Origin of the sequence: Kordiimonas aestuarii, assembly GCF_025574465.1 — a bacterium.
Taxonomy (GTDB): domain Bacteria; phylum Pseudomonadota; class Alphaproteobacteria; order Sphingomonadales; family Kordiimonadaceae; genus Kordiimonas; species Kordiimonas aestuarii.
In genome coordinates this window covers 1-15644 of the sequence record NZ_JAOBPP010000019.1, presented here as the reverse complement: position 1 = coordinate 15644, position 15644 = coordinate 1, and the positions used below count along the sequence as shown (strand labels likewise).

General features: G+C 56.5%; 15 protein-coding genes. 2 read left to right on the top strand and 13 right to left on the bottom strand.

What is annotated here, in order from left to right:
* Window positions 1-3: 3 nt before the first annotated feature.
* Window positions 4-702 carry an HAD family hydrolase gene (locus tag OEU85_RS07455; protein ID WP_262690842.1) on the top strand — a complete coding sequence of 233 codons (699 nt, stop codon included), beginning with the start codon at window positions 4-6 and terminating at the stop codon, window positions 700-702.
* Window positions 703-711: 9 nt separating this feature from the next.
* Here the strand turns inward: OEU85_RS07455 and ureG are convergent, their stop codons facing one another.
* The 8 genes from ureG to OEU85_RS07415 all read right to left on the bottom strand — a co-directional run bounded on the left by ureG (window position 712) and on the right by OEU85_RS07415 (window position 5946).
* The gene (ureG, locus tag OEU85_RS07450) at window positions 712-1341 is read right to left on the bottom strand and encodes an urease accessory protein UreG (RefSeq protein ID WP_262690841.1); all 630 of its coding nucleotides are present in this window, start codon (window positions 1339-1341) and stop codon (window positions 712-714) included.
* Window positions 1338-2024, bottom strand: a complete 687-nt coding sequence (locus OEU85_RS07445) for an urease accessory protein UreF (RefSeq protein ID WP_262690840.1) — start codon at window positions 2022-2024, stop codon at window positions 1338-1340. The genes ureG and OEU85_RS07445 overlap by 4 nt, the downstream gene beginning before the upstream one ends.
* The gene (locus OEU85_RS07440) at window positions 2008-2493 is read right to left on the bottom strand and encodes an urease accessory protein UreE (RefSeq protein ID WP_262690839.1); all 486 of its coding nucleotides are present in this window, start codon (window positions 2491-2493) and stop codon (window positions 2008-2010) included. The genes OEU85_RS07445 and OEU85_RS07440 overlap by 17 nt, the downstream gene beginning before the upstream one ends.
* Before the next feature lie 9 nt (window positions 2494-2502).
* Window positions 2503-4218, bottom strand: a complete 1716-nt coding sequence (gene ureC / locus OEU85_RS07435) for an urease subunit alpha (protein WP_262690838.1) — start codon at window positions 4216-4218, stop codon at window positions 2503-2505.
* Window positions 4218-4526, bottom strand: coding sequence for an urease subunit beta (locus tag OEU85_RS07430; RefSeq protein WP_394805397.1), 309 nt, complete (start codon window positions 4524-4526; stop codon window positions 4218-4220). Before OEU85_RS07430 ends, ureC begins: the two co-directional genes overlap by 1 nt.
* Before the next feature lie 23 nt (window positions 4527-4549).
* The gene (locus tag OEU85_RS07425) at window positions 4550-4852 is read right to left on the bottom strand and encodes an urease subunit gamma (RefSeq protein WP_262690836.1); all 303 of its coding nucleotides are present in this window, start codon (window positions 4850-4852) and stop codon (window positions 4550-4552) included.
* A 15-nt stretch (window positions 4853-4867) separates the two neighbouring features.
* Window positions 4868-5659, bottom strand: coding sequence for an urease accessory protein UreD (locus OEU85_RS07420; RefSeq protein ID WP_262690835.1), 792 nt, complete (start codon window positions 5657-5659; stop codon window positions 4868-4870).
* 62 nt (window positions 5660-5721) lie between these two features.
* Window positions 5722-5946, bottom strand: a complete 225-nt coding sequence (locus OEU85_RS07415) for a hypothetical protein (RefSeq protein WP_262690834.1) — start codon at window positions 5944-5946, stop codon at window positions 5722-5724.
* Between the two features lie 483 nt (window positions 5947-6429).
* Between OEU85_RS07415 and OEU85_RS07410 the strand changes: the two genes are divergently transcribed.
* Window positions 6430-8421, top strand: coding sequence for a BCCT family transporter (locus OEU85_RS07410; RefSeq protein WP_262690833.1), 1992 nt, complete (start codon window positions 6430-6432; stop codon window positions 8419-8421).
* A gap of 3 nt (window positions 8422-8424) precedes the next feature.
* Here the strand turns inward: OEU85_RS07410 and OEU85_RS07405 are convergent, their stop codons facing one another.
* The 5 genes from OEU85_RS07405 to OEU85_RS07385 form a co-directional block, all read right to left on the bottom strand.
* On the bottom strand, window positions 8425-8601 hold the full coding sequence (locus tag OEU85_RS07405) for a hypothetical protein (protein WP_262690832.1): 177 nt from the start codon (window positions 8599-8601) through the stop codon (window positions 8425-8427).
* Window positions 8582-9088, bottom strand: coding sequence for a substrate-binding periplasmic protein (locus OEU85_RS07400; RefSeq protein ID WP_262690831.1), 507 nt, complete (start codon window positions 9086-9088; stop codon window positions 8582-8584). The genes OEU85_RS07405 and OEU85_RS07400 overlap by 20 nt, the downstream gene beginning before the upstream one ends.
* An 89-nt stretch (window positions 9089-9177) precedes the next feature.
* Entirely contained in the window at window positions 9178-11157 is a 1980-nt protein-coding gene (locus tag OEU85_RS07395; protein ID WP_262690830.1) for a tetratricopeptide repeat-containing sulfotransferase family protein, read from the bottom strand.
* Window positions 11158-11239: 82 nt separating this feature from the next.
* Complete coding sequence (locus tag OEU85_RS07390) at window positions 11240-13663, bottom strand: TonB-dependent receptor (RefSeq protein ID WP_394805396.1); 2424 nt, start codon at window positions 13661-13663, stop codon at window positions 11240-11242.
* Between the two features lie 309 nt (window positions 13664-13972).
* Window positions 13973-15644 (bottom strand): VCBS domain-containing protein (locus OEU85_RS07385; protein ID WP_262690828.1); only part of this gene is annotated, 1672 nt, incomplete at its 5' end.

Genomic DNA, 15644 nt, shown 5'->3' with positions numbered 1-15644 from the left:
CCCTTGCCGAAATTGACAACAATCGGCTTCGACGCCGACGATACGCTTTGGGAAAATGAACATTTCTTCCGCCTAACGGAGGAGCGCTTTCAGGAGCTTTTGGCGGGCTATATCAAAGCAGAGAATGTCTCGGCACATCTGCTTGAGGCCCAGCGACGCAACCTTGGCCGCTATGGCTTTGGCATCAAGGGTTTCATGCTATCCATGGTGGAAACGGCGATCGACGTAACCGACGGCCACGTACCTGCAAGCGTCATCAGTAAAATCCTTGAAGCCGGGCGTGAGATGCTTGCGCATCCGGTCCACCTGCTACCGGACGTTCAGGAAACACTTGAGCGCCTGCAAAGGGATTACCGCCTTATCCTGATCACCAAGGGTGATCTTTTTGACCAGGAACGCAAGCTCGCGCAATCCGGGCTTGGCAACATGTTTGATGGGGTGGAGATTGTCAGCAACAAAACCGCCGAAACCTATGACCGTATTTTCAACCACTATGGTGACGGCACGCGTCAAAGCATGATGGTTGGCAATTCGCTGAGGTCTGACGTGCTGCCCGCCATTGAGGTCGGCAGTTGGGGCGTGTTCGTCCCGCATGACCTCACGTGGGTGATCGAACACGCCGAAAAACCCGAAGACGAGCCGCGCTTCCGGCAGATCAGTACACTGCGACAACTGCCAGAGTTGACCGCAGCGCTTGAATAGACGTTACCTCTATTTGGCAGCGCCCTTCAGCCCACCTGTCTTCACAATAAAGTCCGCCACATCGGCAACACCTTTCCCGGCGCGGATATTGGTGAATATGAACGGACGCTCGCCGCGCATTTTCCGGCTGTCCCGGTCCATCACACTCAGATCCGCGCCCACATATTGCGCAAGGTCGATCTTGTTGATGACCAGAAGGTCGGATTTGGTGATGCCCGGCCCACCCTTGCGGGGGATCTTGTCGCCCGCGCAGACGTCAATCACATAGATGGTAATGTCCGCAAGCTCGGGCGAGAAGGTGGCCGCGAGATTGTCGCCACCGCTTTCAATAATGACCATCTCAAGGTCCGGGAAGCGGCCAGCCATTTCCCTCACAGCCGCCATGTTGATGGACGCATCTTCGCGGATAGCCGTATGCGGGCACCCCCCTGTTTCCACCCCCATGATGCGCTCCACCGGCAGCGCGCCCGACCGGGTGAGAAACTCGGCATCTTCCTTGGTGTAAATATCATTGGTGATGGCGGCGACCGAATATGTGTCGCGCATATGTTTGCACAGCGCGTCTGTAAGCGCTGTTTTGCCAGAGCCAACAGGCCCGCCAATACCAACCCGTAGAGGTCCGTGGTGCGATGCAGTCATGATCTGAATAACCTTGTATATTGAGTTTCGTGTTTCATTGAGGCGACATCCGCCATGAAGGCCGTTGTCGCCAGATCGTCAGGCGGTGTCGCCACCGCTTCGAGGGCTGCCGCCGCGACCACGCTTTCCAGTGCAGCCATGATAAGCTGGCCGTCCGTCTGGCCAAGCGGAATAAGGCGCACTGCCGCTGATACAAGGTTCGCCGCAAAAGCATGCAGGTAAGCCTCAAGCACTTGCAGCAGCGCGATCCCTGCACCGCGCGCGGCGACGCCAACCACAACCGGATATGGGTAAGGCCCGCCCCAAACAGAGATCAGTCGCTCAAGCCCGGCCTGCGGCCAGGCCTTTGATGTCATCTCCAGAAAGGCGTTGCCCTGCATTTTACTTTCAAGCGCCAGTTCTGCCGTCGGCGCGAAAGCAAGCGCCAATTCAGCAACCTCAGACAGTTCATTACCACCCGCCTCATAGGCAGCGGCAAGCAAAACAGCATCGCTGAAGCCACCACCATGACTGACAATATCGCCCACCCAGCCTTGTGTGCTGGCACGGTCCGTCACCCATCCGGCTTCCACTGCATATTCAAGGCCATGGCTATAGGTATAGGCCCCCACGGGGTATGATGGCGACAGCCATGTCATCAGGCGGTAAAGCGCCCGGCCCTCTGTATCACGGGTGGAGGTCATGATCATGCCCGTGCACTTTGGTGTGCCCGCCTGAATAGGCCCCGCCCTCAGGGTTGAACGGTGCATCTACCACCCGCGCATCTGCCCCCAACTGCTCCACCATTTCAAGGATGACCTTATCATACCGGATACGTAATGATCCTTTCAAAATCTCCGTGGCCAGATGGCGGTTGCCAAGGTGCCAAGCTGTTCGCAGCAGCGCCTTCTCGCTCTCGCACCTGATCTCGATCAGCTTATCGGGTGCTGCAACAACTTCGATCAAACGGTCGGCGCCGATCAGCAAGGCATCGCCCGACTGCAAGAGAATAGCTTCCTTCAGGCTGAGAAGCACATCTGCCCCCTTCTCGCTTTTAAGCATCACGCGGCGGCGGAATCTGTCATCATAGGAAAGGACCACACGGTCCACCGCGTCACCCTGCCATGTGCCCTTGCTCAGCACTTCACTCGCCACCAGATGATTGTCCGTCATATCTATTCCTCAATACATGAAGTAGCGCTGTGCCATCGGCAACACATCCGCCGGTTCACAGGTGATAAGCGTGCCATCAGCCTTCACCTCGTAGGTTTCAGGGTCCACCGTCACACTCGGCAGCATGGCATTGTGAACCATTGCACTTTTACTGGCTTTTGTGCCGCGCGTGCCTTCAACAGCCAGCAAGGATTTCCCAAGCCCAAGCTGCCCGGCAAGGTCTCCCGCCAGCGATGCGCCTGAGACAAACGTCACGGCGCTTTCCGTCAAGCTGCGGCCAAAAGCGCCAAACATGGGGCGGTAGTGGACCGGTTGTGGTGTCGGGATGGATGCGTTCGGGTCCCCCATCAGGGCGGCTGCGATGGTGCCCATCTTCAGCACCATGTCAGGCTTCGCACCAAAAAACGCCGGTGACCACAACACAAGGTCTGCCAGCTTGCCCACCTCGACGGAGCCGATATGCTTTGACATGCCATGTGCGATGGCCGGGTTGATTGTATATTTGGCGATGTAGCGCTTCACCCGGAAATTGTCATTATCGCCAGCTTCCTCCGCCAGGCGTCCGCGCTGGCGTTTCATTTTGTGGGCCGTTTGCCATGTGCGGATGATCACTTCCCCCACACGGCCCATGGCCTGACTGTCAGACGCGATAATCGCAAAGGCGCCCATGTCATGCAGCACGTCCTCGGCCGCAATGGTTTCCTTCCTGATACGGCTTTCGGCAAAAGCAATGTCTTCGGGGATACTGGGGTCCAGATGATGACACACCATCAGCATGTCCAGATGCTCATCCACCGTGTTGCGCGTATAAGGCCGGGTGGGGTTGGTGGAAGACGGGATGAAATTCTCATAGCCCACCACCTTGATGATATCGGGCGCATGGCCACCACCCGCGCCTTCGGTATGGAACGCATGGATGGTGCGGCCAGCGATGGCCTTGATGGTATCTTCGACAAAGCCGCTTTCATTGAGGGTATCGGTATGGATCATCACCTGGATGTCCATGTCATCGGCGACCGACAGGCAGCAATCAATCGCCGCCGGTGTGGTGCCCCAGTCCTCATGCAGCTTCAGCGCACACGCACCAGCGGCCACCTGTTCCCTGAGGGCGCCCGCTGTCGCCGCGTTGCCCTTGCCCGCAAACGCAAGGTTCATCGGGAAGGCCTCTGCCGCCTGCAGCATGCGCGCGATATGCCATGGCCCCGGCGTGCAGGTGGTGGCGTTGGTGCCCGTCGCCGGCCCCGTACCGCCACCCAGCATGGTGGTAACGCCGGAGGTCAGCGCCTCCTCGATCTGCTGCGGGCAGATAAAATGGATGTGTGCATCAAAGCCGCCTGCCGTCAGAATCTTGCCTTCGCCCGCAATGGCTTCGGTGCCGGGCCCCACAATAATGTCCACACCCGGCTGCACATCCGGGTTCCCGGCCTTGCCGATGGCGGCAATGCGGCCGCCCTTCAGCCCGACGTCCGCTTTGATGATACCGCTGTGGTCAACAATCAGCGCATTGGTGATCACCGTGTCCATCGCGCCGTCAGCACGGCTGACCTGCGATTGCCCCATGCCGTCGCGGATCACCTTGCCGCCGCCAAACTTCACCTCATTGCCGTAAGTGGTAAAATCCTTTTCCACCTCAATAAACAGCTCGGTGTCCGCAAGGCGGACCTTGTCACCAACGGTGGGGCCGAACATCGCGGCGTAATCACCGCGTTTCATCCTGTATGGCATCAGTCCAGCCCTCCCATCAGCTTGCCCTGGAAACCGTATACGGTGCGCGTGCCGGTGTAAGGCACAAGCTTCACGGTGCGTTCCATGCCCGGCTCAAACCGCACGGCCGTGCCCGCGGGGATATCAAGCCGCATGCCCCGCGCGGTTCCGCGCTCAAAAGCAAGGGCCTCGTTGACTTCAAAAAAATGATAGTGGCTGCCCACCTGCACCGGTCGGTCCCCGGTGTTGGCAACGGTTAGTTCAACGACATCAAGTCCTTCGTTGAGGATCACTTCACCGTCAGCTGCGATAATTTCGCCGGGTATCATGGGGCGTGACATTCTGGCCTCCTTCAACGGATCGGTTCATGGACGGTGACAAGTTTGGTGCCGTCCGGGAAGGTGGCTTCCACCTGTACGTCGTGGATCATCTCAGCCACGCCCTCCATCACCTGATCACGGGAAAGGACATCAGCACCAGCCGCCATAAGGTCAGCCACCGAGCGACCATCGCGGGCGCCTTCCAGTACAAAGTCAGAGATCAGCGCCACGGCTTCAGGGTAGTTCAGCTTGACGCCGCGCTTCAGCCGCCGCTCCGCCACCATGGCGGCAACGCTAATCAACAGCTTGTCTTTTTCTCTGGGTGTCAGGTTCATCAGGGCTTCCTCGGTTCAAAAAATCCAGCGGGAGAGGACGGGCGATGCCATGTCTTTCCCTTCATCGAGCAAAGCAATCGCCGCCATCATCGCCTCGCGGACAGTATGGGGCTCAGCGCCCGCAAAACGCGCGATCAGGACTCCGCCTCGCTCCGAGCAGGCCGCGTGGCAGCCAGCATCTTCCATGCTGTCGCGCAGACGCGCCTTGGCAAAAGCCGCCTCCGGGCCTATAAAAAGCAGGGTAGCAATGGCCTTGACGCCCTTGAGGCGCGCTGTGCCATACGTGTGCGGCGCCCCACCCGAGAGGCGAAAGCCATCGGCAAAGACGAGCCTGCCGTCTAAGCGAATGCGCCACCGGTCAAAAAGCGATGTTTTTTCAATGACTTCCCCGCGCGCCACGCGGCCAAACACCAGCATCTCCGCCATAAGGCAACGACCGCCTTGCGCGATATCAGCATCATAGCGGCGTGCGATGGCACCACCGTCAAAAAGAATGGTCTCCTGCGGCAGCCAGTATAGGGTTGCGGCCTTTTCCACCCCCAGAACAGTGTGCAATCGCGATGGCACAGCCATATTGCGTGCCTTGTAGACCCGCTCCGCCGCCTGGCTTGTCATGACCACATCGGCACCACACCCCACCCGCACAGCAATATCCAGAATGTCGCCATCGGCGATGCCGCCAGCGGTATTGATCAATACCCCCGTCTTGCCAGGCGTATCCTGTTGCCGCGGAAACCGCGCCTTCAGGCAACCATCCTGCACCAAAGCCTCCAAGGCCGCCTGCCCGGCACGGGCGCCGAACTGCATATCAAGCCGCCCTGAGGACCGTTCAAGTGCAGGCAATATGTTTGCCGGGGCGCCCATGCTGGTCAGCGCCTGCCATCAGGTTTCGGGCGCCCGCGGGACTTCCCGCGTGTCATCCAACGCACAGCCAAAGCCACAACCACAATCAGCGCAAGGCCTGCCATATGGAAAGGCTGGGTAACAAGATGTTCAAGCGCCGACAAGAGGCCAAAACCATGATGATCGCCCGCGTGGGCGGCAACTGGCACTGTGGCCGTCAGGGTTAGAAAACTGGCGAGAAAAGCTTTCATCGAAATACCTCACATATCAACAAACAGGTTAAAACACCTGCAACTCGGCAGGTGCCCCGGTCTGATATGACGGTATTTTCCAAATTACAGAATACATCAGGCATGTCGCTATGGACTTGCGCCGGTCATACTCTGGCAATGTCGCGGAAAAGCCTGCCTTATTGTTTTTTGTGCAGCTTCAACCACCCTTCTCTGGGCATGATGATGTTGAATATGCCCCCGCGTCGTCAATAAAAATATTTGAAACCTTCCGCATGGCCGCACGGCATTTCGCCTTACCGCAGGCCAGACAAGTCCATCTTTATGCCGACACCTTGTTATTTTGAACTCTAAACGATAGAAAGAGGCACCTGGCTGAAAAATCATTACAAGATCGAACGAAACTGTAAAATATCCGGGAATAACCGACATTTTTTCCATCAAGGATTTGAAGCACCTTTCCTTGAATGTCATTCGTCTTCAAATATCAGGGACACATAATTTATGAATAACCCGCCCACCACACATCCTGACGCCCAAAACAAATCCGGCATCCTGGCACCTGTGTTTTTTCCTGCGGCGGGGATTATCCTGGCGATGGTTGTCCTGACCATGCTGGCTGGTGATACAGCGAGCGCCATATTCTCTGCGGTCCAAAGGTGGATCAGCCACAGCGCCGGCTGGATCTATATGCTGGCAGTGTCGGGCTTTTTGCTTTTTTGCCTTTTTCTGGCGGCCAGCAAACACGGTGAAATCCGCCTCGGGCCAAACCATTCAAAGCCCGACTACAGCTTCCTTTCATGGTTCGCGATGCTGTTTTCCGCGGGCATCGGTATTGGCCTGCTGTTCTTTGGCGTCGCTGAGCCGCTTACTCACTATATGGCCCCCCCTGACGCAGACCCTCGCACCATTGAAGCCGCGCGGGAAGCGATGCAGATCACGTTTTTCCACTGGGGCATCAACGCATGGGCAATCTATGCGGTTGTCGGCTTGTCGCTGGCCTATTTCAGCTTCCGGCACCAGTTGCCGCTGACAATACGGTCCGCGCTTTACCCCTTGATCGGCGAGCGCATCCACGGCCCTATCGGGCACTTTGTTGACGTGCTGGCGGTGATCGGCACCCTGTTTGGCGTGGCAACGTCGCTGGGCTTCGGCGTGGCACAGGTTAATGCAGGGCTGAACCATCTGTTTGACATTCCCGTCAGCACCTCTGTGCAGGTCGGCCTCATTGCCATTATCACCGCCTTTGCCACCATCTCCGTCGTCTCCGGCCTTGATGCTGGCATCAAGCGCCTGTCAGAGATCAACATGGCGCTGGCGATCCTGCTTCTGGTATTTGTCATTGTGCTTGGGCCTACCCTCCTGTTTTTCAACAGCTTTGTACAAAACCTGGGCCTCTATGCTGAAACGCTTGTCACGCGCAGCTTCCGCCTGAATGCCTATAGCGGCGAGCAAACATGGCTTGCGAACTGGACCCTGTTTTACTGGGGCTGGTGGATTAGCTGGTCACCTTTTGTGGGCATCTTCATCGCGCGCATCTCGCGTGGGCGTACCATCCGCGAATTTGTCACCGGTGTGTTGCTGGTCCCCACTGCGTTCACTTTTATCTGGATGACAGCTTTCGGCAACGGCGCCCTGTCGTTTGAAATGGCAGGGGCAATGCCCTCGATCGCCGACGCCGTGAAGGATAACCTGCCGCTTGGCCTGTTTTCCTTCCTTGAGCATCTGCCCATGGCCAACGTTGTCTCCTTTGTTGCCATCATCCTCATTGTCACCTTCTTCGTCACCTCGTCTGACTCAGGCTCGCTCGTCATTGATACCATCACGTCAGGGGGTCACTTGCACCCGCCCGTGTGGCAGCGTGTATTCTGGGCGGTGACAGAAGGTGTTGTCGCTGCGGTGCTAATGGTTGGTGGCGGTCTGGGAGCGCTTCAAACCGCCACCATCACCACAGCACTGCCCTTCACCTTCGTCATCATCCTTGCCTGTATGGGCCTGATGCGTGGCCTGAAGATGGAAGCCGCAAAGCTGCGCGGTGCGGCGGTTACCCCCGATGTGCAGATCATAGGCAAAAGTACCAACTGGAAACAGCGGCTTGGCGTCCTGCTTTCGCATCCCAGTGAAACGGAAGTGGTAAGCTATATTGCCAATATCGCACGCCCCGCGCTTGAGAAGGTAGCTGAGGAAATACAAAACACCGACTGCGAAGCCAAAGTCCAACTGATTAAAAACAAGGCGGAACTGCGCATCCTGCATGGTGACGAAATGGATTTCCGTTATTCCGTTCTGCCGCGCGGCCTCTTGCGGCCCGACTTCGCTTACCTTCCGGGAAAAGATGATACCAAGGGCGAGGACCAACGCTTTTTCCGCGCCGAAGTTCACCTGCTGGAAGGCAGCCAGCACTATGATGTTTATGGCTATTCCGAAGACCAGTTAATCCATGATGTGCTGAACCAGTATGACAAGCACATGCACTTCCTGCACCTGGCCAGATAAGCCCTAATCGCTTGTGACTTCAGACCGCCTCTCGGAGAACGTGCGCGCCGCTTCCTTCGGGTCAAACGCCTCATCAAAGGCGTCCCTGACCGCAACACCTTCGGTGGTATTGCGGAAGCAAATATAAAGCAAGGGGTCCTTGAGCAGGTTAGCATTGAGCTCAAGCTGCCCGGCGCACATTCAAATGGTCGGTATGAACATAACTGACGTCCAGCACCTGCTCTTTTGCCAGCCGGTCAAATTCAACCGCATTCAAATATCCGCTTACCGCCCCGATACGAAGGCCAACAAGGTCCATGGACTTCACCCAGGTAACAGGATCACCTCGGCGCTGGACAAACCCCACGGGACTTCTGGTGACCAGCTTTGAAAACGCGCAAATGCTTTCGCGTTCATCGTTTTTATAGACAGGGAGTGTGCCGATATAGTGCGCCCCCTCCATCGCGGTGACAAGCGAGCGCTGCCACACTGAAAAATTGACATTCAGCTTGTAACCAGCTCTGGCCAGCGTTCTACGGGCAACTTCAATGAATATACCCTGCCCCGGCATCTCGGCGCTTGAATAGGGCGGCCATTCCGCCGCTGTTAGCATGACCGTGTTGCCTTGTGCTGCCAGCGGCCCAGTCGCAACACAAAGCAACACCAACCCGATCACAAAACAGCGCACAATCACCCCCTTATCCTGTTAAGGGATATTGGACCACGGAGATAACGTCAAATCAACGCAATATTTATCAAAAGTATAATTATACCACCTTAGATTTTATAACCTAGGATGTCAGCGAGAGGCCTGAGCTCATTCTCAAAATGTCGCCACTGCGCGAGACCCTTTTTATTGATCGGCTGCCGGACCTGTTCGGAACTGGCTGTACGCACTGACCGCTCGGTTTTGTGGAAGTTCACACATGCTTCTTCAAACTCCAGACCACAGAAATCCAGAATACGCCGCACCTGGGCTTCAAGGTCGGCCACGGTATCTTCATACTGCACGCGCAACACCTTGCCCGGCAGAACTTTATCCCAATGCGCCATGAGCGCAGTGTAATCGCGGTAATAGCGCCCAACCTCCTCAATACCGTAGGTAAATTCCTGCCCCTCGGCGAAAAGCTGCTTGAAGCCACTGAAGCAACAGGCCATGCCATCACGCCGGGCATCGATAATCCGGGCATTGGGCAAAATGAGACTGACCAGACCTATATGCCTGAAGTTATTGGGCATTTTATCGGTAAAATAGGGTGCACCACTGCGGCAGAACTCAGTTTCGCGCAGATAGCATTCCCCCAGCTCCTGAAGTTGGTCGGCACTCAGGTCATGCAGGACAGCCGGGTATTTTGCCGCCTCACCCTTGCGCCGCCTGCCGCCAAGCCGGTGCGCAAGCGCCATGATGTTCGGCAATTCCATCGTACCGTCCACCTGCGAGTGAGACGCAAGGATTTGCTCCACAAGGGTAGAACCTGCCCGCGGCAGCCCGACGATAAATATGGGTGCGTCAGATGCCGCGCCCATGCCCGCCTTCTCATTGAAAAGCGCAGCATTACAAACTTCCGCCTGCGCCTGAAGCTCTTCCTCCATCGCATCAGCGCTGTAACGCAGCTCGGCCTTCTTCAGCGCATTGCCGCAGGTGTAATAGTCGAAGCTGGTCTTAAAGTCAGCACGGTCTTCAAACGCTTTCCCCAGCGCAAAACATAAGTGATAGCGGTCAGCTGCGGCGATACCGGCGCGCGCTTCCTCAGCCTGCATTGCCATCACCTCCTCATCGGTGAAGCGGTACGTCTTCAGGTTTGCCAGGCTCCAGTATGCGTCCCCCAAATCAGCCTGCGCCTGATAGGCGTGGCGGTATGCTTCGATCGCACCGGCCTGCTGCCCAACCGTCTTGAGCGCATGGCCTTTGGCAAGGTGGATGGTGGCATTGTCCTGTACCGCTCCCGCGGCCTTGTCATAAATTGCCAGTGCATCGTCAAACCGGCCCGTCGCCACACATTCATTGGCATAGAGCACTTCATAGGCAAGGTTGTCAGGCACCTTTTCCTTGAGGTTTTTGGCTTCAACATAAGCCTGCTCGAACTTCTGCCTTTTGTGCAGTACATTGACATAGTCAAGCCGGGCGGCTTCATAGTCTGGCGCGAACTCAACACAGCTTTCCAGTAGAAACTCCGCATCATCAAGCACCTGGAGCCGTACACCGATATCGGCCAACAGTCGCATGGCTTCCACGTGGTGCGGGTTGCCGCGCAGGAACAGCCTGCATAGCTTCTCCGCCTTATACAGCCTGCCTTCGTGAATAAAACTGGTCACGCTCACCAGTTCCTTGGGTAACGCGGCCAAGCGCTCAAGCTGATATCTGGCCGTGGCCTGTAGTACCTCGTTGCCTGATTGCACGGCAAGCTGCTGCAAGGCCTGCCAACTGGCGCCAAGCGCGGGGTTCAACTGCACTGCGCGTTCATATGCGGCCTGCGCGGCAACCGCGTCCTTTTTCATGCGGTAAATATGTCCGGCTTCCTGATAGGCACGGCCATAATCGGGGCGTAGGACTTTAAGCCGTTCGATTACCTCCACCGCGGCATCGGGCTTTCGCAGGTAACGTTCACACACCGCCAGCAGGTATAGTGCGTCACTGTTGTCGGCTTCCAGTTCAAGCGCGGCCCGCGCCTGCGACGATGCCGTTTCAAGCTGCCCCGCTTTCAGGCTGGCTGTCGCCTTGTCCACCAACACTGTGGCTTCAGTCTCGTCTGTCACGCCTACTCCCCGCCTGCATAAGAAAAGGCGGCTCCATCAGAGCCGCCCTTCAATATTACTGCCATTATTGTCCCTGACAACTCTAGTAGTCGTAAGTGACACGCAGGCCAATGGTGCGCGGGCGGTTTGTCGTCACACGTGGGATATCATCCTGCTGGTTGATAAAGAGCTCTGCCCGCTCGTCCGTCAGGTTCTCAATGAAGATCTCAGCGCCCCATTTATCCTTCTGCACGCCAAAGGCAACATCGGATGTGGTGTAGCTGTCCTGCTTTTCACGGTCGGCCGCAACAAGCGAGCTGTAGCTGTCGCCGGCATATTGCAGGCTTGCCTGAGCATACATGTTGTAGTCGCCCACAAACCATTCGTACCGCGCCCGCAGGTTACCCTGGAACTTCGGTGTCAGCGGCAGGGAACTGCCAACCGGCGCGAGCTCGATTGCCTGCCCCTTGGCGCCGACAAGCTTGGCATCGTTATAGGAGAAGGCACCAAACAGCATCAGGTTCGGCGTTGCCGCCCAGATGAGATCACCCTCAATACCTTTAATCTCGGCATCGGCGGCATTCTCAATGAATGTCAGGATCGACACATTCTGCGGGTCAAAACGGGAGACCTGCATGTTGGACCATTCGATATAATAAACGTTACCGTTGAAGCGCACGTTGCCATCCGCCAGTGACATTTTCCAACCGGCTTCATAGTTTTTCACATCATCGGTGCCATAGGTCACACCGACGGTCGGGAAATTCGGGTTGGCACTCGGGATACCGCCACCACGGTTAAAGCCGCCTGGCCGAAACCCTTCGGAATAGGTAGCGTAGAAGAGCAGATCTTCATTCGGCGTATAGCTCAGATTGAACTTGTAGATGACATCATCTTCCTTGAGCGGCTCGTCTGAGTGTCCGCCCGAGAGGTCATAGTCACGGCCCGCATCGTTATCGACCGACCCCGCGAACGGGCCCGCTGCAAAGTTGGATGAGCCGGTGAAATCAATCTCCATTTCATAGTAACGCGCACCCACCGTCGCCGTCAGCTTGTCGGGGATGATATCGTAGGACACTTCGCCAAAGAAGGCGAGTTGCTCCTCCGTCCGGGTAATGTCGTTAAAGAACGCGATACCGGCCGGGCGGGTATCCGGGTTAATGCTGTTTGCGGTCGAGATTGGTGCGTTTGGTGCGAAGCCGAGGTCCGGCGTTGCCAGATACGCATAATCGTCCAGCGTTTCGATTTTCACATCATCATAGAAAACGCCGCCAACAAGGCGCAGGCGGTTTTCCTCAGGCGTCGTGAAACGGAACTCATGGGTGTTCCGGGTGTGGTACTGCTGACCCTTGAAGCCCTTGACCGGGTTCAGGCATGCCCGCACTGCATCATAGGTACAGGTGTAATAGGCAATGAAGGCGCCGGTGTTGTTGTAACCGGTATAGTCGATCGACTGTGTGACTTCACGGTCGAGGTAACCGCCTGTGTACACAACATCAAGCATCGCGAGACGGCCTTCAATCGTCCATGTAGTCAGGCCGAAGCTGTCTTCCAGCTCATCCGGATAGTAGCGTTCAACCTCAAGGTCGCCCACTTCCGGGTCATAATCAAACACACCGTCCGCACCCAAATCCTGTTGCGTATGCTGAACGAGCAGATCCCAGTCATCATTGATATACCAGCGCGCGCCGATACGGGCGCCGCGATAGTAACTGTCGTTGAAGTCTTTCTCCGCCAGCGCCACGTTCGATGCACTTTCATACGTCGTGCCATCCGCCAGGTTCAGCGCGGAATCCGGGTTGATGCTCGGGTCGGTGGTGAAGGTGCCCGGCACGTTATCGATGTAACCGCCTTCGTTGATACTGTAGACAACAGCGCGCATGGCGAACTTGTCTTCCACGATCGGCACGTTGACATGGCCTTCAACACCTTCGCTCATTTCACCTTTTTTAGTGAACGAGACACTACCTTCAAAGCCGGCTTCAAACTCGGACGCATTCGGCTTGTTGGTGATCAGCCGGACCGTACCAGCTTGTGAGCTCGCACCAAAGAGCGTGCCTTGCGGCCCAGGCAACACCTCAATGCGCTCAAGGTCAGCGGCGTAGACGTCAAGGTTACGCCCCGGCGCCGTCACCGGCTGCTCATCCACATAAAGTGCCACGTTCGGGGTGGTGCCCTGTGCGCCGGAAAGCATCACCGTGATCGGCTGCACTGCCATACCGCGAATAAAAACGGTTGACTGCCCGGGCCCGCGACCACCCGCGGTCACATTTGGCAGGAAGCGGACATAATCGTCAAAATTACCGATGTTCTGGTCACGCAGCGCCTTACCGTTGATCGCCTGAACGGCGACAGCAACGTCCTGGGTGCTGGCGGCACGTTTTGTGGCAGTGACAGTAATTTCTTCGATGCCAGCGGCTTCTTCCGCAACCGCATGCGGTGCAAATGCGGCCATAGGTACAGAGGTCAGAAGCGCAAGCTTCAGGGCTTTCTTGCTGCTTAACACAGGTTGGTCTCCTCGTTTCAAATGCACGATGTGAGCTTAGTCAGCCCAAAAGGCCCTCCAAACTCACATACAAGGGGATATAAATAGCATTGATTTATATTTTGAATTCAAATGAATAACTATGCCAACGATTGCGCTTTGTATATAAAAGCCCGCTGTTTTCAGCCAGTTAATCCACAACAGGCACCTATACTGTGACCATAAAGCAACATATATTAGATTCGTTATCTAATTATATTATACGCGCGCCCGCGCCAGCGAAGCAACGCCCCATAAAAAAGACGGCCAGTTGGCCGTCTTTTGTGTTCATCAGACTGTACCGTGCAGTAGTCAGAAATTCATCTGCACACTTGAGAGATCGCTCAGGGTCAGGCCGGCGAGGAAAATACTTTCGCCATCACCAAAGTCAATCAGGACACCGTCTTCACCGCTCTGGCTTGTTTCTGTCGACGCTGCGACAACCTCGGCGCTGGTTGAGAAGCCAGCCATGAAGTCCAGGCTATCGCTGATGACATCGAAGTCACCTATGGTGTCATTGCCCCGGCTTGCCCCGAAGACAAAGACATCAGCACCGGCACCGCCGGTGAGCAAGTCATCACCAGCACCCGCCCACAATGTATCGTCACCGGCACCGCCACTCATCGTATCGTCGCCCGTACCGCCATAAAGCAGGTCATCGCCATTACCGCCATAAACCTCATCGTTGTCGGCGTTACCATACAGGGTATCATCACCACCCAAGCCCTTCAGCGTATCAACGCCGCTGCTGCCGCCCAGTTCATCATCACCGCCCGAGCCTGCTGCAACATCATTGCCACCGCCAGCCCAGATCTTGTTCTCAAGCAGGTCAACCTCGACTTCCTCACCGTCGTCATACCGGCCATTGTCATCCGAGAGGTCATCGTTCCAGCCGCCCCCGAGAATGGTGTCATTGCCGTTGCCACCCCGGATGGTGTCCGCGCCGGTATCGTTGGTGTCACTGTCTTCATCAAGCGACTGACGGGTCGTGCCATCAGTGGCACCGTCACCAATGACGAAGTCATCGCCGCCACCTGCGCGGATGCTGTCATCACCCTGGCCACCCACAATGATATCCTGGCCTTCGTCATCGTCATCCTTCTGGATGACGTCATCGCCAGCACCACCGTTCAACTGGTCGTTGCCGGCACCACCGGTAATGGTATCATCGTCATCACCGCCTTTCAGCGTATCATTGCCTGCACCGCCGGTTTGGGTCTGGCCAGGCTCCTTCACCACGTTGATCACAGGCACCGACACAAAAGCGGAACTATAGAAGCCTTCCGGATCATAGGCATATACACGGATTGTCAGTGACGATGTCGCCTCATAATCCAGCGACGTCCCCGCTGCAAGCCAGAGCTCGTTGTCAATGATGCGGAAGCGGCTATCCCCTACCGTATAGGTTACGGCTTCCCCTTCCGGGTCAACAGCTCGCAAGGTACCAACAAATACACCGATCTCATTCTCTGTTACGCCAGAGGTTGTCAGGCGCGGTGTGCTTGGCGGATCATTTTCACTAGTAATACCAATCGTCATGGTCGACGGGCTCGCACACCAGTCCGTACCGTCCGACACGCTGAAGGTGAAGCTCGTGTCTGCATCCACATCATTCGGTGGCGTGTAGGTCAGATTTGCAATGTTCGCCTGCAAGATCTCCTGCCCCGCTGTCACCGCAACACCACTCAGCTTGAGGGTACCCTGGCCCGGCAGGCTGTCGATCCGGATCGCACTCAGACTATCTCCGCTATCAACATCGGTGAAACTGAAGTCACTCGCCGAGAGAGTCGTATCGCCACCTTCTACCGCGGCCACTGTGCCGTCAGCTGTTTCCGGCGCATCGTTGGTGCCATTAATGGTGATGGTGATGTTCTGTGCTGTGCCATCGGCGGAGGAAACCGTCAGCGTGTCCCCAAGCGTGTCCCCTGTCGTAAGCGCCTGCACATCGCTGTTGGCTTCATCCAGATCATAGACCCAGTCACCA